The sequence below is a fragment of the Phenylobacterium sp. genome (assembly GCF_035944335.1).
Taxonomy (GTDB): Bacteria; Pseudomonadota; Alphaproteobacteria; order Caulobacterales; family Caulobacteraceae; genus Phenylobacterium.
Map to the genome: position 1 here is coordinate 35,446 of NZ_DASZBG010000080.1, position 19,161 is coordinate 54,606.

The 19,161-nt window shown below is 71.3% G+C and carries 19 protein-coding genes and 2 pseudogenes; 14 read left to right on the forward strand and 7 right to left on the reverse strand.

What is annotated here, in order from left to right:
- The first annotated feature begins 107 nt into the window (after window positions 1–107).
- From VGT80_RS13040 to VGT80_RS13055, 4 genes are read left to right on the forward strand one after another with little or no spacing between them, the layout of a single operon-like run.
- Window positions 108–521, forward strand: coding sequence for a MotA/TolQ/ExbB proton channel family protein (locus tag VGT80_RS13040; RefSeq protein ID WP_327456466.1), 414 nt, complete (start codon window positions 108–110; stop codon window positions 519–521).
- 59 nt (window positions 522–580) lie between these two features.
- Window positions 581–964, forward strand: a complete 384-nt coding sequence (locus tag VGT80_RS13045) for a BlaI/MecI/CopY family transcriptional regulator (protein ID WP_327456468.1) — start codon at window positions 581–583, stop codon at window positions 962–964.
- Window positions 957–1,862, forward strand: a complete 906-nt coding sequence (locus tag VGT80_RS13050) for a M56 family metallopeptidase (RefSeq protein ID WP_327456470.1) — start codon at window positions 957–959, stop codon at window positions 1,860–1,862. Before VGT80_RS13045 ends, VGT80_RS13050 begins: the two co-directional genes overlap by 8 nt.
- Before the next feature lie 22 nt (window positions 1,863–1,884).
- Window positions 1,885–2,409: a hypothetical protein gene (locus VGT80_RS13055; protein ID WP_327456472.1), complete on the forward strand. Its 525-nt coding sequence runs from the start codon at window positions 1,885–1,887 to the stop codon at window positions 2,407–2,409.
- Here the strand turns inward: VGT80_RS13055 and VGT80_RS13060 are convergent.
- Window positions 2,406–3,386: an SDR family NAD(P)-dependent oxidoreductase gene (locus VGT80_RS13060; protein WP_327456474.1), complete on the reverse strand. Its 981-nt coding sequence runs from the start codon at window positions 3,384–3,386 to the stop codon at window positions 2,406–2,408. The two genes, VGT80_RS13055 and VGT80_RS13060, sit on opposite strands and share 4 nt — an antisense overlap.
- Window positions 3,387–3,471: 85 nt before the next feature.
- Between VGT80_RS13060 and VGT80_RS13065 the strand changes: the two genes are divergently transcribed.
- Window positions 3,472–4,365, forward strand: a complete 894-nt coding sequence (locus VGT80_RS13065; protein ID WP_327456476.1) for a LysR family transcriptional regulator — start codon at window positions 3,472–3,474, stop codon at window positions 4,363–4,365.
- A gap of 111 nt (window positions 4,366–4,476) precedes the next feature.
- Here VGT80_RS13065 and rplS read toward each other — a convergent pair whose 3' ends face one another.
- Together rplS and trmD are read right to left on the reverse strand one after the other, a co-directional pair.
- The gene (gene rplS, locus VGT80_RS13070) at window positions 4,477–4,893 is read right to left on the reverse strand and encodes a 50S ribosomal protein L19 (protein WP_327456478.1); all 417 of its coding nucleotides are present in this window, start codon (window positions 4,891–4,893) and stop codon (window positions 4,477–4,479) included.
- Window positions 4,891–5,624 (reverse strand): annotated as a pseudogene (trmD, locus tag VGT80_RS13075) (tRNA (guanosine(37)-N1)-methyltransferase TrmD); the annotation flags it as partial. The pseudogene trmD and the gene rplS, both read right to left, overlap by 3 nt.
- 110 nt (window positions 5,625–5,734) lie before the next feature.
- Here trmD and VGT80_RS13080 point away from each other — a divergent pair.
- Together VGT80_RS13080 and VGT80_RS13085 are read left to right on the forward strand one after the other, a co-directional pair.
- Window positions 5,735–6,883: a retropepsin-like aspartic protease gene (locus VGT80_RS13080; RefSeq protein WP_327456482.1), complete on the forward strand. Its 1,149-nt coding sequence runs from the start codon at window positions 5,735–5,737 to the stop codon at window positions 6,881–6,883.
- Window positions 6,884–6,929: 46 nt separating this feature from the next.
- Window positions 6,930–7,802, forward strand: a complete 873-nt coding sequence (locus VGT80_RS13085) for an acyl-CoA thioesterase II (protein WP_327456484.1) — start codon at window positions 6,930–6,932, stop codon at window positions 7,800–7,802.
- Here the strand turns inward: VGT80_RS13085 and rimM are convergent, their stop codons facing one another.
- The 3 genes and pseudogenes from rimM to ffh all read right to left on the reverse strand — a co-directional run bounded on the left by rimM (window position 7,803) and on the right by ffh (window position 10,505).
- Window positions 7,803–8,306 (reverse strand): ribosome maturation factor RimM, encoded by a 504-nt coding sequence (gene rimM, locus VGT80_RS13090; RefSeq protein ID WP_327456628.1) that lies wholly within the window; start codon window positions 8,304–8,306, stop codon window positions 7,803–7,805.
- Between the two features lie 146 nt (window positions 8,307–8,452).
- Window positions 8,453–8,965, reverse strand: a pseudogene (rpsP, locus tag VGT80_RS13095) (30S ribosomal protein S16); the annotation flags it as partial.
- 19 nt (window positions 8,966–8,984) lie between these two features.
- Window positions 8,985–10,505, reverse strand: coding sequence for a signal recognition particle protein (gene ffh / locus VGT80_RS13100; RefSeq protein ID WP_327456488.1), 1,521 nt, complete (start codon window positions 10,503–10,505; stop codon window positions 8,985–8,987).
- 406 nt (window positions 10,506–10,911) lie between these two features.
- Between ffh and VGT80_RS13105 the strand changes: the two genes are divergently transcribed.
- The 5 genes from VGT80_RS13105 (at window position 10,912) to VGT80_RS13125 (ending at window position 17,049) form a co-directional block, all read left to right on the forward strand.
- The gene (locus VGT80_RS13105) at window positions 10,912–12,207 is read left to right on the forward strand and encodes a hypothetical protein (protein ID WP_327456490.1); all 1,296 of its coding nucleotides are present in this window, start codon (window positions 10,912–10,914) and stop codon (window positions 12,205–12,207) included.
- Complete coding sequence (locus VGT80_RS13110) at window positions 12,204–12,539, forward strand: cupredoxin domain-containing protein (protein ID WP_327456492.1); 336 nt, start codon at window positions 12,204–12,206, stop codon at window positions 12,537–12,539. The genes VGT80_RS13105 and VGT80_RS13110 overlap by 4 nt, the downstream gene beginning before the upstream one ends.
- Complete coding sequence (locus VGT80_RS13115; RefSeq protein WP_327456494.1) at window positions 12,536–15,055, forward strand: ATP-binding protein; 2,520 nt, start codon at window positions 12,536–12,538, stop codon at window positions 15,053–15,055. The genes VGT80_RS13110 and VGT80_RS13115 overlap by 4 nt, the downstream gene beginning before the upstream one ends.
- Before the next feature lie 179 nt (window positions 15,056–15,234).
- Window positions 15,235–16,449, forward strand: coding sequence for a HAMP domain-containing sensor histidine kinase (locus VGT80_RS13120; RefSeq protein WP_327456496.1), 1,215 nt, complete (start codon window positions 15,235–15,237; stop codon window positions 16,447–16,449).
- A gap of 63 nt (window positions 16,450–16,512) precedes the next feature.
- Window positions 16,513–17,049: a methylated-DNA--[protein]-cysteine S-methyltransferase gene (locus VGT80_RS13125; RefSeq protein ID WP_327456498.1), complete on the forward strand. Its 537-nt coding sequence runs from the start codon at window positions 16,513–16,515 to the stop codon at window positions 17,047–17,049.
- Here VGT80_RS13125 and VGT80_RS13130 read toward each other — a convergent pair.
- Window positions 17,046–17,615, reverse strand: a complete 570-nt coding sequence (locus VGT80_RS13130; RefSeq protein ID WP_327456500.1) for a hypothetical protein — start codon at window positions 17,613–17,615, stop codon at window positions 17,046–17,048. The genes VGT80_RS13125 and VGT80_RS13130 overlap by 4 nt on opposite strands.
- Before the next feature lie 86 nt (window positions 17,616–17,701).
- Here VGT80_RS13130 and VGT80_RS13135 point away from each other — a divergent pair, with 86 nt between their 5' ends.
- Both VGT80_RS13135 and VGT80_RS13140 read left to right on the forward strand, forming a co-directional pair.
- A complete protein-coding gene (locus tag VGT80_RS13135; RefSeq protein WP_327456502.1) occupies window positions 17,702–18,553 on the forward strand; it encodes a glutamate racemase in 852 nt (283 codons plus the stop codon).
- Between the two features lie 38 nt (window positions 18,554–18,591).
- Window positions 18,592–19,116, forward strand: coding sequence for an SRPBCC family protein (locus VGT80_RS13140; protein WP_327456504.1), 525 nt, complete (start codon window positions 18,592–18,594; stop codon window positions 19,114–19,116).
- Window positions 19,117–19,161: the final 45 nt, after the last annotated feature.

Sequence of the window (19,161 nt, forward strand, 5' to 3'; positions counted from 1 at the left end):
TTCAGCGCAGCTGCGGCAATTTTCTTCTTCGACAGCGGCGGCTTGACAGGTGGATTTACAAGCGTAGTTTCATTGTAGATTACAACTGTAGCTCAAGGAGAGCGCCCATGTCCGTCGTGCAAGCCGTTCCGGTCGACCAGCGCCTGACGCTGCTCGGCATCGTCACCCACGCCAAGCCGGTGGTGGAGGTGTTCCTGTTCCTGATGTTCGTGATGCTGATCGCCGCCGTGGTGGTCTGGGCCATGCAGCTGGCCGGACGGCGCGACCCCGAGCGCGGCGAAGGCGTGCTGTCCACGGTGCTGGTGACGGCCCCGCTGTTCGGCCTGACGGCGGCGGCCTACGGGCTGATGGACATGTCGATCGGCATCGCCAACGTGCGCCCCGCGCCGGATCTGACGGTCCTCGCGCCGGGCTTCGCCGAGGCCGGCCTGTGCATCCTGCTGGGCCTGCTCGCCGCCTCGCTGGCCGCCGCCTTCCGCGCCCACCTGCGCTTCGCATCGGGCCGCCAATCGGCGGCTTGACGGCCGGAGTTACAGGCGTACGCTACGCCCAACTACGGGTGTAAGACATGGCGCGGATCATGGCCAGGATCTCAGGGGCGGAAAGCCAGATCATGGAAGCCCTCTGGGCCCAGGGGCCGGGCGGCTCGCTGGGCGCCGAGGACATCGTGCGCGAGGTGGGCGGCGCCCAGAGCTGGGGCGAGGCCACGGTCAAGACGCTGATCAACCGCCTCCTGAAGAAGAAGGCCATCGCCTCCGAGCGGGCGGGCGGACGGGCGCGCTACCGCCCGCTGGTCAGCCGCGAGGACTATGTGACGGGCGAAAGCCAGGGCCTGCTCGACCGGCTGTTCGGCGGCGAGGTGGCCCCGCTGGTCGCCCACTACGCCAAGCACCGGCCGCTTTCGGCCACCGAGATCGAACGTCTGAAGTCCCTCATCGCGGCGATGGAGCGCGACGATGACTGAGCTGATCGACGCCTTCCTGCGCGCCAACCTGGTCGCCTCCCTGGCGATCCTGGCGGTGATGGTGCTGCGCATCCCGGCGCGCCAGCGGTTCGGGCCCGAGCTCGCCTACCGCCTGTGGGCCGCGCCGCCCTTCGCGGCCATCGGCACGCTGGTTCCCCTGCGCACCGGCGCGCCGAGCCTCAGTCCGCTGGCTCATCTGACGCCGGCCGAGCTGGCGCCGGCCCTGCTGCAGGCCTGGGGGCTCGGCCTGGTCGCCGCCGTCGGCCTGATGGCCTGGGCGCAGCTCGCCTTCCTGCGCGAGGCCCGCATCGGCCGCGCGGGGCCGGCGGTGGTCGGCGTGGTCACGCCGCGCCTCTTGATGCCGCCCGACGACGGCCGCTACACCCAGGCGGAGCGCGTCCTGATCCGCGCCCACGAGCGCGAGCACATCGCGCGCAAGGATCCGCGCGCCGGAGCCCTGATGGCCGCCTTCCAGTGCCTGGCCTGGTTCAATCCGCTGGTCCACTGGGCCGTCCACCTGGCGCGCCTGGATCAGGAGCTGGCCTGCGACGCCGCGGTGATCCGCCGGTTGCCCGGGTCGCGGGCGCTCTACGCCAAGACCCTCTTGAAGACCCAGCTGGCGGGCGCGGCCCTGCCGCTCGGCTGCTATTGGCCGTCGCGCTCGCGCCACCCGCTGGAGGTCCGCGTCGAGCTGCTGCGCCGCCCGGTGTGCGACGAGAGCCTCTATGGGCCGCTGTTGATCGCCACCGGCATCGTCACCGCCGCCGTCCTCGCCTGGTCGGTCGAGCCGCCGCTGCCGTCCAGCCCGCCGCGCGGGGTCATGGCCACGGAGCCCTACACCACGGGCCACATGTCGGTGATGCTGGTCACCTGGCGCGTGGCGCCAGCGCGCCACTAAGCCCCACCCCGAGGGCCACAGCATGACGCGCCTGCGGATCCGCCGCGCGGTCCCGGCCCTGGCCGCGGCCGCCTGCGCGCTGAATCTCGCCGCCTGCGACCTGGGCGCCAACGATGCGCGACTGGCCGCGCGCCAGGCTCAGGTCGATCCCCCGCGGCTCTGGCTGGCCGAGGTCATGGGCCCCGCCGGGACGCCGGCCCGACAGGTCCAGGTCTGCGCCGATCAGACCCTGCGCGACGGCTTCGCCCGCGCCGAGCCGGAGGTGAACCACCAGCCCTGCCGCGCCACCAGCCAGATCGTCAGCAAGCCCGGGCTCTACGCCCTGCGCTGCGAGGCGGTCGGCCAGTCGTTCGCGGTGACCGTGACCAGCCGGGGCGACATGCGCCGCGACTTCACGGTGCGGTATGCCCTGACGCCGCTCGATACCGGGCGGGCGTCCTACGTAAACACCCTGCGCTATCGGCTGCTCGGGCCCTGTCCCACGGGGTGGCGGATCGGCGACCAGGCCCCGCCCCGCCGACCGAGGGTGGTGAACGCGCTGGGTTAGGCCGCGCGGGCCTCGGCCTCGGCGAGGCTGCCGAGGCTGCGGAGCGTGGCCTGCAGGGCCGGGACGATCGGGGTGTGCGGCTCGGCGCCCAGGGTCTGGACCAGGCGGCGGTTGTCCATCAGCACGGTCTCGCGCCACAGGTAGCGCATCTCCGAGAGCTCGCGGAACGTCTCGTTGAACGGCCCGGCGGCGGTGAGCGCGAACCAGGGGAAGGACTTTACGGGCAGCTTGGCGCCGACCGCGGCCTCGAAGGCCGCGACCAGTTCGCGTCCGTCCAGCGCATGGCCCGCGAAGTGGAAGCTCGCCACCGCGGCGAGGTCGGCCTCCATGTCCAGCAGGCGCACGGCGGTGGCGGCCAGATCGGGCAGATAGGCCCAGGCGTGGCGGATCGCCAGCGGACCGGGATAGGCCACCGCGCGCACCGGCTTGCCGGCCTGGAACATCACCTGGCTCATGAAGCTCGAGGCGACCCCGGGGCCGAAGAAGTCGCCGGCCCGCAGCACCAGGGACTTGGCGCCGTGCTGACCCGCCTGGCGCAGGCGGCGCTCCATCTCGACGCGAATCTTGCCCTTGCGGGTCGCCGGATGCTGCGGCGCGTTCTCGGCGATCTCGCCGCGCGCGTCGGGGCCGTAGTTGTAGACGTTGCCGGGCAGGAGGATGCGCGCGCCGTGGGCGACCGAGGCGGCGATCGAGCTCTCCATCATCGGCAAGACCAGGCCGGCCCAGTTGCGGTAGCCGGGGGGATTGGCGGCGTGGACGATCACCGCCGCGCCCTCGGCGGCGCGGACCACCTCGTCGCGCCGCAGGGCGTCACCCTGGACCCAGTCGGCGGCCAGCCCGGTGGCGGCGCGGGCCTGATCGGGATTGCGGTGCAGGGCGCGCACCCGCCAGCCGTCGGCCAGCAGGGTCTGGGCGGTGGCGCGGCCGAAGCCGCCGGTGGCGCCGATCACCAGAGCCAGTTTGCGAGGGGTGGACATGGCGATGTCTCCTGTTGCGCCCAGGATATGGCCAAGCCGGCTGAACGGAATTGCGTTTCTATGTAGTCCAGCTATACGGTGACGTATGGCAGATTCACCCGACTGGGACCTTTTCCAGAGCCTGCATGCGGTGCTGGCCGGCGGCAGTCTGTCGGCCGCGGCCAAGCTACGCGGCCTGACGCAACCCACCGTCGGGCGGCATATCGACGAGCTGGAGCGCAATCTCGGCGGACCGCTGTTCCTGCGCAGCCCGCGCGGCCTGCAGGCGACGGAGCTGGCGTTGGCGCTGAAGCCTCACCTCGACGACATGTCGGCCGCCGCCCAGACGGCGGTGCGCGATGCGGCCGGGGCGGCCGACGGCTCCACCGGCGTGGTGCGCGTCACGGCCAGCGAGGTGGTCGGCGTCGAGGTGCTGCCGGCCATCCTGGCGAGCTTCCGCGAGGCCCATCCCGACATCGACATCGAGGTGGTGCTCTCCAACCGCAACGAGGACCTGACCCGCCGCGACGCCGACATCGCGGTGCGCATGTCGCGCCCGACCCAGAACACCCTGCTGGCCAAGAAGATCGGCAGCGTCGGCTTCGGCTTCTATGCCGCCGCGGAATATCTGGCGCGGCATGCGGCGCCGACCAACTGGGACGAGCTCGCGGATCATCCGATCATCGGCTACGACACACGCCCGCCGACCATGCCCGACGGCGTCGATTTCGACCGGCCGGTGTCGCGGGAGACCTTCGCGCTGCGCACCGACAACGACGTGGCGCAGATCGCCGCCCTGCGCGCCGGCTTCGGCATCGGCGTCACCCAGCACGGCATAGCCCGGCGCTCGGGCCTGACGCCGATCATGCCGGGCGCGCTGACCTTCCGCCTGGAGATCTGGGTCTGCATGCACGAGAACCTGAAGACCAGCCGGCGCATGCGGCTGATGTTCGACCACCTGGTGGCCGGGCTCTCCGAGGTGGTGGGCGACGGGAACTAGCGACACCTCTCCCCACGCGAAGCGTAGAGGGAGAGGGCAGGGAGAGGGCAAAGAAGAACGGCGGCTCCGTCGCCGGGGCCGCCGTCTGGAAAATCGCCGATGTGGTGGGCGCTAGTCTTCGGCGGGCGCCGTTTCTGGGGCCTCGACCGGCTCGTCCTTCGCCGTGGCGCCGGTCATGGCGCGTTCGGCGATGCGGGCCGACTTCCCGCGGCGGTCGCGCAGGTAGTAGAGCTTGGCGCGACGCACGACGCCGCGGCGCTTCACCTCGATGGAATCGATCATTGGCGACAGCAGCGGGAACACGCGCTCCACGCCCTCGCCGAAGGAGATCTTGCGGACGGTGAAGTTCTCGTGGATGCCGGCGCCGGAGCGGGCGATGCAGACGCCTTCGTAGGCCTGCACGCGTTCGCGCTCGCCTTCCTTGATCTTCACGTTGACGCGGACGGTGTCGCCGGGCCGGAATTCCGGAGTCTTGCGGGCGGAGAGACGCTTGATCTCTTCCTGCTCGAGCTGTTCGATCACGTTCATGGTCTCATCCTTACCGGGCTTTACCTGCCCTTTGCCTGTTGATTGGCGAGGTGCTGCGCCCAGAGGTCCGGCCGCCGCGCCCGCGTGGTCTCTTCCCGCTGCGCCTGCCGCCACTTGCCGATGTCGGCGTGGTGACCGCTCAGAAGCACCTCGGGTATCTCGCGCCCCTCGAAGTCCCGCGGTCTGGTGAACTGCGGATGTTCCAGGAGCCCGTCTTCGAAGCTCTCTTCACTCAAACTCTCAGGTTGGCCCAACACACCGGGCACCAGCCTGACGCACGCTTCGATCGACACCAGGGCTGCGGCCTCGCCACCGGCCAGGACCGCATCGCCGACGGCGATCTCCTCGAACCCGCGCGCCTCGACGACCCGCTGGTCCACCCCCTCGAACCGACCGCAAAGGACGATCAGCCCCGGCCCGGAGGCCCACTCACGCACGCGCTGTTGGGTCAGGGGCCGGCCCCGCGCGCTCATGTACAAAAGCGGCCGGGCGCCCCGCTCCACGCTGTCCAGCGCGGAGGCGATGACGTCGGCCCGCATCACCTGTCCCGGACCGCCACCCGCAGGGGTGTCGTCGAGGAAGCCGCGCTTATCCTTGGAAAACCCCCGGATGTCCACTGTTTCAAGCCGCCACAGCCCCTGCTCGCGCCAGGCGGTTCCGATCAGCGAAACGCCGAGCGGGCCGGGGAAAGCCTCCGGAAACATGGTCAGCACGGTGACGTCGAACGACATGGCGCCCTGAAGACCGCCCGCGGGCGGCCGCGTCAACCCCGGGCTGGGCCTGCGAATTCACTAGGCGGGGCCGCCGTTCGCGGCGAGTTTGCGTGCGCGGAGGCAGCTGGATGATCCGACGGGTGGTGCTTGGCGTGGTGGGCGCGTTGCTGGCGGCGGAGGCGGCGCGCACCGCCCCGGCCGCCCCGCCGGACCCCATCGCCTTCGATTTCGTGCACGAGCAGCAGATCCTGTTCCCGGTGACGATCAATGGCCACCGGGCCGAGGCCTGGCTGGACAGCGGCGCCAGCGCGACGGTGGTCGACGCGGCCTTCGCCCGGCAGATCGGCCTGCCGCCGGGCGTCCCGGTGACCGCCAATGGCGTGTCCGGCACGATCGCGGGCGTGCGCCTGACCACCCTCGAGCTTGCGACGGGCGGCGGGCAGCCGAGCCCGCGCGCGGCGGTGATCATGGACATGAGCGCCGTGGCCGGCGCCGTCGACCGGCCCGTGCAGGTCATCCTGGGGCGCGACGTGTTCGAGGCCGCGGTGGTCGACATCGACTTCGGCCACCGGCGGCTGCGCCTGCTGCCGCGGGAGGGTTTCCAGCCGCCGGCCGGAGTGGCGGCCTTGCCGCTCAAGCCCTCCGGCGGGCTGCACAGCATCCCGATCGTCGTCGAGGGACGGCCGCTGGAGGCGGTGGTCGACCTCGGCCATGCCGGCGCCCTGATGATCGACCGCAAGACCGCCGACGGACTGGGCCTGATCCCCAGCGCCCACACCTCCACCGAAATCGCGGTCGGCGCCGACGGTCCCCGCGAGCACACGGTGGCGAGCCTTGGCAAGGTGCAGGTGGCGCAGGTGAGCCTGCGCGACGTGCCGACCACCTTCGTCGACCAGCTGTCCTCGCGCGCGCCGGCCAATGTCGGCCTGCAGGTCCTCAGCCGCTTCGAGGTGATCCTGGACTTCAAGGGTCAGCGGGCCTGGCTGCTGCCGAACCGCGACGCCGCCCAGGCCGCGTTCCGCAAGAACCGCACGGGGCTGGGCACCAACCGCACGGGCGACCACCTGACGGTGGTGCATGTGGCGCCCGGCAGTCCGGCCGCGGCGGCGGGCTGGAAAGTCGGCGAGGCGATCGCCGCCATCGACGGCCAGGCCATCGGGCCAACCTATGGCGCGAGCGCGGCCTGGGGCTTCTCCTATCGGCCGCAGGGCGCGACGGTGAGCTTCACCATGGCCGATGGAACCCGCCGCCGGCTGACGCTTCGCGACTACTTCTAGCGGCGAAGCCTTGCCGCGGCCCGCGGCCGCGCGTATCCGGCGCGCCATGAGCGAACCCGACGTGTCGTCCGAGACCCTGGTCGAGACCCTCCAGCTGGAGCGGCTGGAGGTGAACCTGTTCCGCGGCCGCACGCCGGACGACCGGCCGGGGCGGATCTTCGGCGGCCAGGTGATCTCCCAGTCGCTGCTCGCGGCCTATGAGACCGTCGAGGACCGGGTCTGCCACTCGCTGCACTGCTATTTCATCCGGCCGGGCGACCCGACCGTGCCGATCGTCTTCGAGGTGGATCGTTCGCGCGATGGCGGCTCCTTCACCACGCGGCGGGTGATCGCCGTGCAGCACGGCCAGCAGATCTTCAACCTCGCCGCCTCCTTCCAGGTGCGCGAGGAGGGCTTCGAGCACCAGCTGCCCATGCCCAAGACGCCGAGCTGGCGGGAAATGCCGGACGAGCGCGAAGCGCGGCGCGCGATGATGGAAAAGCACCCGGAACAGTTCAAAGGCTGGATGGACCGCCACCAACCCATCGAACTCCGCAGCGAGGACGCCCGGACCTATTTCACGCAGGGGCCGAAGGAGCCGGAGAGCGCCAGCTGGATCCGCTGCCGCGACCCGATCGGCGACGACTTCCGGATGCACCAGGTGGTGCTGGCCTATGCCTCCGACATGAACCTGCTCTCGACCTCCATGCGGCCGCACGGGGTGCACTGGCAGACCCAGGGCTTCCAGTCGGCCAGCCTCGACCACGCCATGTGGTTCCACCGGCCAGTGAACTTCGAGACCTGGCACCTGTATGCGCAGGACAGCCCCAGCGCCTCGGGCGGCCGGGGCTTCATACGCGGCTCGATCTACGCCGAGGACGGGACCCTGGTGGCGAGCGTGGCCCAGGAAGGGCTGATCCGGCTGCGGAAGCCGAAGTAGCTACTCCACCTCGTCCGGCTTCACGGCGATCACCCTGCCCTCGGCGATGCGCACCTGCGGGACCGCCTCGCGGGTGAAGGGCAGGTACCAGCTGGCGCCCGTCTGCGGCTGGATCTCCAGGATGTCGCCGGCGCCGAAGTCGCGGACGTCCTTGACGCGGCCGAGCGGCTCGCCATCGGCGGTCTCGACGGCAAGGCCGATCAGGTCGGTGACGTAGAATTCGTCCTCGTCGGGTTCCGGCAGGACGTCGCGGGGGATGTAGAGCCGCAGCCCGCGCAGGGCCTCGGCCTGTTCGCGGGTCTCGACCTCCCGGGCCTGGGCGACGACGCCGCCCTTGGCCGGCCGGCCGCCGGTCAGGGTGAGGCCGGGCGATCCGTCCTCGCGCTTGAGGTCGCGGTAAGCCAGCAGGGCTTGCGGCTCGGCGGTATAGGCCGTGATGCGGACGTCGCCGCGGACGCCGAAGGCGCCCGCGACACGACCGACCAGGATCAGCTGGCCAGGCAGGCCTAGCCTTCCTTGGGTTCGTCGGCGGCGGCTTCGGCGGCCGGCTCTTCAGCCGCGGCTTCAGCCGACGCTTCTTCCACGGCAGGCGCCTCTTCGGCGGCGGCTTCGGCGGTGGGGGCTTCTTCGGCGGCCGGCTCTTCAGCCGGAGCGGCTTCCGCGGCGGGCGCTTCCTCAGCGGCCGGGGCGGCCTCTTCGGCGGGCGCGGCTTCAGCGGCCGGAGCGGCTTCCTCGGCCGGGGCGGCCTCGGCTTCGGCGGCGGGGGCTTCCGCCTCGACCGGGGCCGGCGGCGGGGCGTTCTTGGCTTCCTCGATGGCCGCGGCGCGATCGGCCTCGCGCTGGGTGCGCTGCTCAACGCGCTCCAGGGCCTTGGCGCCGGGGACGCCCTTGGTCGGGTTGTTGCCCGGGGTCCACTTGGTGATGCCGAGCTTGGAGAGCTCGCGCGCCACGCGGTCGGTGGGCTGGGCGCCCTTGCTCATCCACTCCTGGATGCGCTCGGCCTTCACCACCAGGCGCTCGGCGTGGTCCTTCGGCAGCAGCGGGTTGTAGGAGCCCACCTTCTCGATGAAACGGCCGTCGCGGGCCGAGTGGCTGTCGGCGACGACGATCGAATAGTAGGGGCGCTTCTTGGCGCCGCCGCGGGCGAGACGAATCTTCAGCATGGAGGTGGTCCTTTGACGTCTATTTCTTGAAGGGGTTGAGCCCGGGCAGACCGCCCAGGCCGGGGAGTTTGGGGCCGCCGCCCTGTTGCATCTTGGCGGCGAAGTCCTGGATCTCTTGTTCCGACGGCATCGGCAGCTTGCCGCCGCCGAGCGACTTGAGGCGGTCCGCGCCGCCCCCGCCGCCGCCCAGCATCTGGGCCATCTGGGCGAAGCCGCGGCCGCCGCCCTTGCTCATCATCTTGAAGGCGTCGGCCATCTGGCGGTGCTGTTTCAGCAGCCGGTTGACCTCGGCCACGTCGACGCCGGCTCCGGCGGCGATGCGACGCTTCCTCGACGCCTGCAGGATGTCGGGCTTGCGGCGCTCGGCCTTGGTCATGGAGGAGATGATCGCGGCCTGGCGGTCCACCGACTTGTCGGTGATGCCGCTTTCGGCGATCTGCTTCTTCATCTTCTGGACGCCGGGCAGCATGCCCATCAGGCCTTCCATGCCGCCCATGCGCTTCATCTGGGCCAGCTGCTCGCTCATCATGTCGAGGTCGAACTGGCCCTTGGCCAGCCGCTTGGCCATGGCCTCGGCCTTGGCGTGATCGAGGTCCTGGGCGGCCTTCTCGACCAGGGCCACCACGTCGCCCTGTCCCAGGATGCGGCCAGCCACGCGGTGGGCGTCGAAGGCGTCGAGGCCGTCGATCTTCTCGGAGACGCCCAGGAACTTGATCGGCAGGCCGGTGACGGCGCGCATGGAGAGCGCCGCGCCGCCGCGGCCGTCGCCGTCGGCGCGGGTGAGCACCAGGCCGGTGAGCGGCAGGCGCTCGTGGAAGGCCTTGGCGGTGCGCACCGCGTCCTGGCCGGTCAGCGCGTCGGCGACCAGCAGGGTCTCGTGCGGACGGGCGATGCGGGCGATCTCGGCCGCCTCGCTCATCATGGCCTCGTCCAGGGTGGTGCGGCCGGCGGTGTCGAGGATCAGGACGTCGTAGCCCTGCAGCCGGGCGGCCGACATGGCGCGCTTGGCGATGTCCGGGGCGGCCTGGCCGGCGACGATGGGCAGGCTCTCGACGCCGGCCTGCTCAGCCAGGGTGGCCAGCTGCTGCATGGCGGCCGGGCGGCGGGTGTCGAGCGAGGCCAGCAAGACCTTCTTGCGCTCCCGGCCCAGGCGCAGGGCGAGCTTGCCCGCGGTGGTGGTTTTGCCCGAGCCCTGCAGGCCGGCCATCATGATGATGGTCGGGGGGTTGAGGCTGAGGTTGAGGCCCGCGGGCTCGGCCCCCCCTTGAGGACCTGGGCCGCCCAGCATCTCGACGAGGCCGTCGTAGGTGATCTTGATGACCTGATCGGCCGGCTTGACCGAGCGGATCACCGCCTCGCCGGTCGCCTGTTCCTTGGCCTTGGCGATGAAGTCGCGCACGACCGGCAGGGCGACGTCGGCCTCGAGCAGGGCCACGCGCACCTCGCGCAGGGCCTCGTCGATGTCCTTCTCGGACAGCACGCCCTTGCCGCCGAGGCGGTCGAAGACGGTGGACAGACGTTCTGATAGCGCGTCGAACATGCGTATCCCTGGTGGCCCAAACGCGGTCGACCCCCGTGCACGATTGCGTGGACGGGGGGCCTCGCCGCCCTCGTCCCATCTGGTGATGGGGGTCGTGGCGGTGGAGGGCGCTGACCGAGGTTGGCGCCGGAAGGGCGCGCTTATGCGCTTTGCAGGCGACGAGGTCAAGAAAACGGCCTTGCGCGCGGCGATGACCCATTTTGGGTAGGTCACAGCCCCGGCGCGGATCCCACTTAACCAATTTTTACGCCGCCCAATCCTACGACCGGCTGTTGTGCAGTCGACCGTGCGGGGGCGGGTCATGCAGATTTCGGGGGGCGGGAGGAGATCTCCCAGCGGTCGGCGCGGCGCCCCGGCGCGTCGCGCGTCGCGCGGCTCCGCGGGCTGGGTGATCGGCCTGCTGTGGTTGAGCCTGGCAGCCGCCTGGGCCGCGCCGGCGGCGGCCCTGCCGAGCTTCGCGCAACAGACCGGCGAGCCCTGTGCGCGCTGCCACGTCGGCGCCTACGGCCCGCAGCTCAAGCAGTACGGCCGCGACTTCAAGCTGTTCGGCTATGCCGCGGGCGACGGCAAGAACGTGCTGCCGCCCATCGCGCTTACCGCCATCGCTTCCTACACCCAGACCCGCGCCGACCGCGCCCAGCAGCGGCACTTCGGGCCGAATGACAACGCAGCCTTCCAGAGCGCCATCATGGCCTATGCCGGACGGCTGTGGGGCGGGGCGGGCGCCTTCGCCGAGGCCTTCTACGACGGGGTTCACCAGAAGCTCTCGCTCTCCCGGGTCGACGTCCGCCGGACCTTCACGGGAACGGTGGCGGGCCATGACGTGGTCTGGGGCCTCGACGCCAACAACCGGCCGGGCGTGCAGGACATCTGGAATTCCACGCCGGTCTTCGAGTTCAGCGCCTTCTCCTCGCCGTTCGCGGCGACGCCGCAGGTCTCGCCCTTGATGGACGGGCGGCTGGCGACGCGGGTCGCCGGCGCGGGCGGCTACGCCATGTGGGACGACACGCTCTATACGGAGGCCGCGGTCTATGAGCCGCTCGACCGGGTGCTGCTGAGCCGGGTCGGTGTGGCGACGGCGGCGACAGCCGACCGTTACTCAGGCGCCCTGCCCTATTGGCGCGTGGCGCTGCAGCACGAGTTCGCCGACACCCACTATCTCGAGGTCGGGGCCTATGGCCTGACCGCCAGGCGGTTCCCGTCGGGCATCCGCACGGCCGGCGAGGACCGGCTCACCGACGTCGGCCTCGACGCGACCTACCAATACATCGGCAGCAAGCGCCGCTACCTGGCCAGCCACGTCACCTGGATCCGCGAGACCGAGCGGCTGGACGCCAGCCATCGGCTCACCGGCGCGCGGGCCTCGGACCGCCTCGACAGCTACCGCGCCGACGCCATCTACAGCGTCGACGACACCTGGACCCCGGCCGCGGAGGTCTTCCGCACCAACGGCACGCGCGACCCGAAATTCTTCCGCACGCCGGACGGCAGCCCCGATTCCACGGGCTATGTGGTCGAGCTCGCCTACGCGCCCTGGGGCAAGACGTCGTCTCCGGTGACCTGGGCGAACCTGCGGCTCACCGCCCGCTGGGTGGGCTACACCCGCTTCAACGGGCGCAGCGCCGGCGCCTCGGCCAACGACACCCTGTTCCTGGGCGTCAACATGGCCGTGGCCCCGCTCGGCGGCCTGGTGAAACGATGAGGCTCGGCCCGCTGCGCAAGGCCGCCCTCGCGCTCGCCGCCATGGCCGCAGGCTCACTGGCCGGCGCGGCCTGGGCGAGCGTCCAGACCGTGGACCAGCGGAACCTGAAGTTCAGCGTCAAGCTGCTGACCGTGGCCCACGGCGACGTCGTCGAATTCACCAACAGCGACGACACCTCGCACAACATCACCATCGCCGGCCCGGACTTCGTCGCCAACAGCGGCCTGCAGGCCCCCGGGCAGCCCTTCAAGGCGCCGCTGGTGAAGCCCGGCGTCTACAAGGTGAGCTGCGCGATCCATCCCAACATGCGCATGACCATCGTGGTCCAGTGAGCCAGGCGTCCCCCTCCGAGGCCAGCCGTACGCCGGCGCACACGCCCCGCGCCCGCTATCCGTGGCCGCTTCGGTGGCTGCATTGGAGCCTGGCGGTTCTGGTCTGCCTGCAGCTGACCCTGATCCTGGTGCTGCGCCGCCTGGATTCGGTGGAGTACGCCAGCCTCGTCCTGAGCCTGCACCGGTCGTGCGGCACGGCGATCTGGCTGGTCGTGGCGATGCGGCTCGGCCTGGGCCTGGCCGTCCGGCCGCCCAAGGCCGAGAGCCAGCTTCCCGTCTGGCAAAGGGTGGCGGCGGGGTTGGCCCATCTGGGCCTGATCGTCCTGCTTCTGGTGCAGCCGGTGATCGGCGTCCTGCAGGCCTGGTCGCGGGGCGACGCGGTGCTGGTGGTGGGCCTCCTGAAGCTGCCGCAGCTGATGAGTTTCACCGACGACCAGGCCATGGCGCTGAAGCTCGCCCACCGCGGCGCCGCCGAGGCGTTGATCGGCCTGATCGGCCTGCATCTGGCCGCGGTGGTCTTCAATGGGGTTTTCCGCCGGTCCTCGGTCCTGGGCCGGATGATGGCCCGGCCGCGCGCCGACCGCCTGGTCAACCGGGTGCCGCTCACCGTGCAGCTGGGCCTGGGCTGCGGGGCGATCCTGGCGCTGAGCGCCGCTGCAGGCCTCTATGCGGCGGGCGAATACCGCGCCTCCGGCGCCGCCCGCGACCGGTTCGACGACACCGAGGTCGCCGCCCTCGACGACCTTCGCACCACCTTGATCGGCCTTGAAACCCTCCGCGTGCCGGCGCCCGGCGACGCCCGGGCCGCCGCGGCCTTCCAGGCCACTGGCCAGAAGATCGCCCGTGACCTGCAGGACGAGAGCGGGCGCGTAAGCGACCCGGCGATCCGCAGCGACGTCCTGAAGACCGAAGCCGGGCTGCGCGCGGCGCTGGGCGGCGAGCCCGGCCCAGCGGCCATGACCCGGCTCAATACCCTCCTGAGACGGGCCGCGGACGGCCAGACCAACGCCGTGCTGATGGGCCGGCTGGCCATGCGCGAGACGGCCGCCAAGGGCCACGACCTGATCGTCCTGGTCGCCGCGCCGTGCGTGATCGCCGGCGGGGTGCTGGCCTTCCTGCTGTCGCAGAGCATCCTCGCCGCCCTGGCCCGGGCCCGCACGGTGGTGCTGGCCGTGGAGCGCGGCGCACACGGCCAGGACGTCCAGGTGACCGGCGGCGGCGAGTTCGCCCGGCTGATGCGCGATGTGCTGCGCATGCGCGACACCGTCGAGGCCGGCCAGCGGCAGGCGGCCGAGCAGCAGCTCGAGGACCGGTCGCAGATCGAACAGGAACGCCTGGCCAAGGAGGCGGCGGAGGCGGCGAACCGCGCCAAGAGCGAATTCCTGGCGATGATGAGCCACGAGATCCGCACGCCGATGAACGGCGTGCTCGGCATGGTGCAGGCCATGGCGGCCGGCGAGCTTTCCGACGAGCAGCGCGGCCGGCTGGAGGTCATCGGCCAGTCCGGCGAGGCGCTGCTGTCGATCCTCAACGACGTGCTCGACCTTTCCAAGATCGAGGCCGGGAAGCTCGAACTGGAGGAGGTGGAGTTCGATCTCGAGCGGCTGGTGCGCAAGACCCACGCCAGCTTCATCGCCGTCGCCGACAAGAAAGCCGTGGACCTCAGCCTGGCGCTCGGGCCGGAGGTGGGCGGCGCCTACCGCGGCGATCCGGTGCGGCTGCGCCAGATCATCTCCAACCTGGTCTCCAACGCGCTGAAGTTCACCGCCGACGGCGAAGTCCAGCTCATCATCGAGCGGCGGGAAGCCGGCCTGCGGCTGAGCGTCGTCGACACCGGCATCGGCATCCCCGCCGACCGCCTCGCGACCCTGTTCGACAAGTTCGTGCAGGCCGATTCCACCACCACCCGCAATTTCGGCGGCACGGGGCTTGGCCTGGCGATCTGCCGCGAGCTTTGCGAGGCCATGGGCGGCGCCATCGGGGTGGAGAGCCAGCCGGGCCAGGGCAGCCGCTTCACCGTCGACCTGCCGCTGCCGCGGGTGGGCGACGCGGCGGACGAGGACGCCCAGGCCGCCCCCGTCGATTTCCAGTCGGGCCCGCTGCGCATCCTCGCCGCGGAGGACAATCCGGTGAACAAGCTGGTCCTGAAGACCCTGCTCAACCAGGCCGGCGCCGAGGTCACCATCGTCGACGACGGCGAGGAGGCGGTCGCCGCCTGGGCGGACGGCGATTGGGACGTGATCCTGATGGACGTGCAGATGCCGCGGATGGACGGGCCGGCCGCGACGCTCGAGATCCGCCGCCGCGAGCAACTGACCGGCCGGGCCCGGACGCCGATCATCGCGCTCACCGCCAACGCCATGACCCACCAGCTGGAGAGCTACCGGGCGGTGGGGATGGACCTGGTCGTCGCCAAGCCGATCCAGGTGGAGGAGCTGTTCGCGGCGCTCGCGGAGGCCGCCAGCCTGCCGGGCGATCGCTCCTCGTCAGTCGAGGACCACACGGCGGCTGGATGAAGCCGGAGGCGCGTCAGGTCGCCGGCCGCGCCCGGCGTCGAGCAGCCCCCGCGGCGCCTGTCTTGGGTGCGGCGCAACAAAGTGAACGAGCTTCAGCGCGTTCCGGCGAGACTCGCGCGTGCGGCCAAGCCTAGAATCCCCTGGAGGTTGAACCCGCCTCGTCCTTCTGGAGCTCATCCGTGCCGCAGACCATCGAGGCCGACGTCGCCGCCGTGGGCGTTATCGATGCGGTGCCGAAGCTGCTGGAGGTGGTCTGCCGGGCGACCGGCATGGGCTTCGCCGCGGTCGCGCGGGTCACTGAGGACCGGTGGGTGGCGTGCGCGGTGCGCGACGAGATCGCGTTCGGGCTGGAGGCCGGCGGGGAACTGGAGATCGCCACCACCCTCTGCGATGAGGTCCGCGACACCTGCGAGGCGGTGATCATCGACCACGTCGCCGAGGATCCGCGGTTCCGCAACCACCCGACGCCGGCCAAGTATGGATTCCAAAGCTATATCTCGGTGCCGATCGTCTACGACGGCCGGTTCTTCGGCACCCTGTGCGCCCTCGATCCGCGGCCGATGGTGCTGAAGGACTCGAGTGCGCCGGCGATGTTCGAGCTGTTCGCCGAGCTGATCGGCCAGCACCTGGCGGCGCGTGAGCGCCTGGCGGAGAGCCAGGCCGCCTTGCTCGACGCCCGCCAGGTGGGCGAGCTGCGCGAGCAGTTCATCGCCGTGCTCGGCCACGACCTGCGCAATCCGCTGGCCTCCATCGACGGGGCCGCGCGGCTGATCGCCAAGACCCCGATCGACGACCGGGCCCGCGAGCTGCTGGCGGCCATGCGCCACAGCGTCGTCCGGATGGCCGGCCTGATCGACAATGTGCTGGACCTGGCGCGCGGCCGGCTCGGCGGGGGCCTGGACATGGATCGCAGCCCCGCGGCGTCGCTCGGCGAAACCCTGGCCCATGTGGTCGAGGAGCTGCGCCTGGCCCATCCGGACCGGGACATCGCCGCCGAGATCGCCATCTCGCGCGCGGTGCATGTGGACGAGCGGCGCATGGCGCAGTTGCTGTCCAACCTGCTGGCCAACGCCATCACCCATGGCTCGGACGCCGAGCCCGTGCGGGTGCGCGCCACCGCCGGGCCGCAGCACTTCGAGATCAGCGTCGCCAACGGCGGTCCGCCGATCGGCGAGGCGGCGCGCCGGCGGTTGTTCCAGCCCTTCGTCCGGTCGAGCGCCAGGCCGCATGGCGAGGGCCTGGGCCTGGGACTCTACATCGCCTCCGAGATCGCCCGCGCGCACGGCGGCGCCCTCGAGGTGACCTCCGACGTCGCGCAGACCCGCTTCACCTTCAAGATGCCGATCGAGGCGGCCGCCCAGGCCGGGGCCGAGGCGGCGGACGCGACGGCCTAGCGGCGGGCGATCCATGTCCGAAAGCCGCCAGCGGTTGTCGGCCATCGGCGCTATGTTGCGGCCATGACCCAATACGCCCTGTTCGAGACCGCCATCGGAACCGCTGGCATCGCCTGGGGCGAGGCGGGCCTGGTCGCGGTCCACCTGCCGGAGCACGATCCGGAGCGCGCCCGGCGCGGGTTCCTGCGGCGCTTCCCCGACGCCGCCGAAGCCGAGCCGACGTTCGACGCAGCCACGACCGTCGCGGCGATCCGGGAGCTCCTGGCCGGCAAGCCCGCGGACCTGACGCAGGCGCCGCTCGACCTGTCGCGGACGCCGGAGTTCCACGCCCGCGTCTATGAGATCGCCCGCGCGATCCCGCCCGGCGAGACCCTGACCTACGGCCAGATCGCCGAGCGGCTCGGCGACAAGCTCCTGGCGCGCGACGTGGGCCAGGCGCTCGGCAGGAACCCCTGGCCGATCGTGGTGCCCTGCCACCGGGTGGTGGCGGCCGGCGGCAAGCTTGGCGGATTTTCGGCGCGCGGCGGGGTGAACACCAAGCTCCAGCTCCTCGCCATCGAAGGCGCGGCCGCCGCCGCCCAGGCGGACCTGTTCGCCTAGGTCAGCGCCCGGCCGAAGAACTGGCCGACATACACGACCACGAGTCCGGCCAGCACGACGGTGTGGACCCACCGGTTGGGGATGAAGATCAGGGCGAGCGCCAGCGGGGCCAGCAGATAGGCCGGCGCGAACCAGCTAAACCGCGCCCCCTCGATCTGCATCTGGACCCAGCTGTTGACGCCGTTCAGCACCAGCCAGTGGGCGAGGAACAGGATCCAGTAACGGCGCGAGACCGCGGCGTAGTGGGCGGCCAGGTCGACCGGCTCCCCGCGTGGCGCCTCGTCCGGCAGGGCGGCTGCGGCCAGCAGGAACAGCAGCACGATCCCCACCAGCTCGACAACGAACATCTCGAAGGTGAGGCCGCGGGCGAGCGCCTCGGCGGCGTGCCAGGTCCACCACTGGGTGACGATCTTCAGGAAGGCGACGAGGGCCGCCAGCGGTGCGAGCCAGTCCCATTTCACGCGCCGGCCCGCGCCCAGCAGGCGATGCAGGCTGATGGCCAGGTCCGAGATCGCCAGCCCCAGGATGACGGCGGCGAACAGCAGCAGATATTCGAAGGTTCCCACGCGCCGCCCCGCTGATCGCGCCCGCGGCGACCATAGCGCGACATGCCCGTGATGACACCGCCTGCGACCCCCGCTAACGAGAAGCCATGGCGATCGGCGTCTTCGATTCAGGGGTGGGCGGACTGTCGGTCCACCACAAGCTCGTGGAGCGGTTTCCCGCCGCCGACTTCGTCTATCTGGCCGACCAGGCGAACACGCCCTATGGCGGACGGCCGGGCGAGGAGATCGTCGAGCTGACGCGGGCCGGGTGCGAGCGGCTGTTCGGCGACGGCTGCAGCGTGGTGGTGCTGGCCTGCAACACCGCCGCGTCCGTGGCGCTCCGCCGGTTGCAGCAGACCTGGCTGCCGGGCTATCGGCGCGAGCTCGGGCGGCCGGTGAACGTCATCGGCATCATCGTGCCGACCATCGAGGCGGCGACCGGCCTGCCCTGGGAGCACGAGGCCGAGCGGCGCGGCGACAAGGTCGAGAAGCTGGACATACTCGGGGTGTTCTCGACGCCCGCCACCGCCGCCAGCCGCGTCTACGAGATCGAGATCGACAAGCGCCGCCAGGACGTGGCGGTGTTCTCAGAACCCTGCCCCGAGCTGGCGCGGATGATCGAGACCAACGCCCCGCGCGATGAGCTGGCCGCGGTGGTGGCCGGCCACGCCCAGGCGCTGCAGCGCCGCATAGGCCGCGCGCCCGACCGGGCGATCCTCGGCTGCACCCACTACGAGATCGTCGCCGACCTGTTCGGTCAGGCCCTTCCGGCCGGAACGCCGGTGATCCACCAGCCGGCCGCCACCGCGGACGCCATGGCCCGCTATTTCGAACGGCACCCGGAGTACGACCCGGGACGTGGCGGGGCGCGCCGCTTCCTGACCACCGGGGCGCCGGGCGCCCAGAACGGCCTGATCGAGACCTTCTGGGGCTCGCCGCTGCATTTCGAAAAGGCCTGAAACGCGGCTAGGGTCCGCCCACCGAGGGAGGCGATGTCATGAAATGGGGTCTGGCGGCCGGGCTGGCCGCCGCGCTGGTCGCGGGCGCGGCGCGCGCCGAGGTGACCGACAAGTCCGTAGCCGGCTTCGAGGTCGTCGAGCGGGCCAGCGTGGCCGCGCCGCCGTCGAAGGTCTGGGACGCGCTGATGCGGCCAAGCCGGTGGTGGAGCAGCCAGCACAGCTGGTCGGGCGACGCCAAGAACCTGACGATCGATGCCTCCGGCTGCTTCTGCGAGACCCTGCCCAGGGGCGCGGTGCGGCACCTGACCATCGTCTATGCCGACGGCAAGTCACAGCTGCGGATGGAAGGCGCGCTCGGACCGCTGCAGTTCACCGGCGCCTCGGGCCACTTCGGCGTAACCCTCAGGCCGGCGGGCGCCGGGACCGATGTCGTGATGAGCTACGACGTCGGCGGCTACGCCAAGGGCGGCCTCGCCGAGACCTATGCCGCGCCCGTCGACCAGGTGCTCGGCGAACAGCTCAGGCGGCTGAAGAGATACCTGGAGACCGGCAAGCCGGAATGAACGCCAAAGGCTGGCGCGGCGGCGGGCCGTTCGCTAAGGCTGGCG

Coding starts and splice junctions, on each gene's coding strand:
- VGT80_RS13040 (WP_327456466.1), top strand. CDS start 108: ATGTCCGTCGTGCAAGCCGTTCCGGTCGACCAGCGCCTGACGCTGCTC.
- VGT80_RS13045 (WP_327456468.1), top strand. CDS start 581: ATGGCCAGGATCTCAGGGGCGGAAAGCCAGATCATGGAAGCCCTCTGG.
- VGT80_RS13050 (WP_327456470.1), top strand. CDS start 957: ATGACTGAGCTGATCGACGCCTTCCTGCGCGCCAACCTGGTCGCCTCC.
- VGT80_RS13055 (WP_327456472.1), top strand. CDS start 1,885: ATGACGCGCCTGCGGATCCGCCGCGCGGTCCCGGCCCTGGCCGCGGCC.
- VGT80_RS13060 (WP_327456474.1), bottom strand. CDS start 3,386: ATGTCCACCCCTCGCAAACTGGCTCTGGTGATCGGCGCCACCGGCGGC.
- VGT80_RS13065 (WP_327456476.1), top strand. CDS start 3,472: ATGGCAGATTCACCCGACTGGGACCTTTTCCAGAGCCTGCATGCGGTG.
- rplS (WP_327456478.1), bottom strand. CDS start 4,893: ATGAACGTGATCGAACAGCTCGAGCAGGAAGAGATCAAGCGTCTCTCC.
- VGT80_RS13080 (WP_327456482.1), top strand. CDS start 5,735: ATGATCCGACGGGTGGTGCTTGGCGTGGTGGGCGCGTTGCTGGCGGCG.
- VGT80_RS13085 (WP_327456484.1), top strand. CDS start 6,930: ATGAGCGAACCCGACGTGTCGTCCGAGACCCTGGTCGAGACCCTCCAG.
- ffh (WP_327456488.1), bottom strand. CDS start 10,505: ATGTTCGACGCGCTATCAGAACGTCTGTCCACCGTCTTCGACCGCCTC.
- VGT80_RS13110 (WP_327456492.1), top strand. CDS start 12,204: ATGAGGCTCGGCCCGCTGCGCAAGGCCGCCCTCGCGCTCGCCGCCATG.
- VGT80_RS13125 (WP_327456498.1), top strand. CDS start 16,513: ATGACCCAATACGCCCTGTTCGAGACCGCCATCGGAACCGCTGGCATC.
- VGT80_RS13135 (WP_327456502.1), top strand. CDS start 17,702: ATGGCGATCGGCGTCTTCGATTCAGGGGTGGGCGGACTGTCGGTCCAC.
- VGT80_RS13140 (WP_327456504.1), top strand. CDS start 18,592: ATGAAATGGGGTCTGGCGGCCGGGCTGGCCGCCGCGCTGGTCGCGGGC.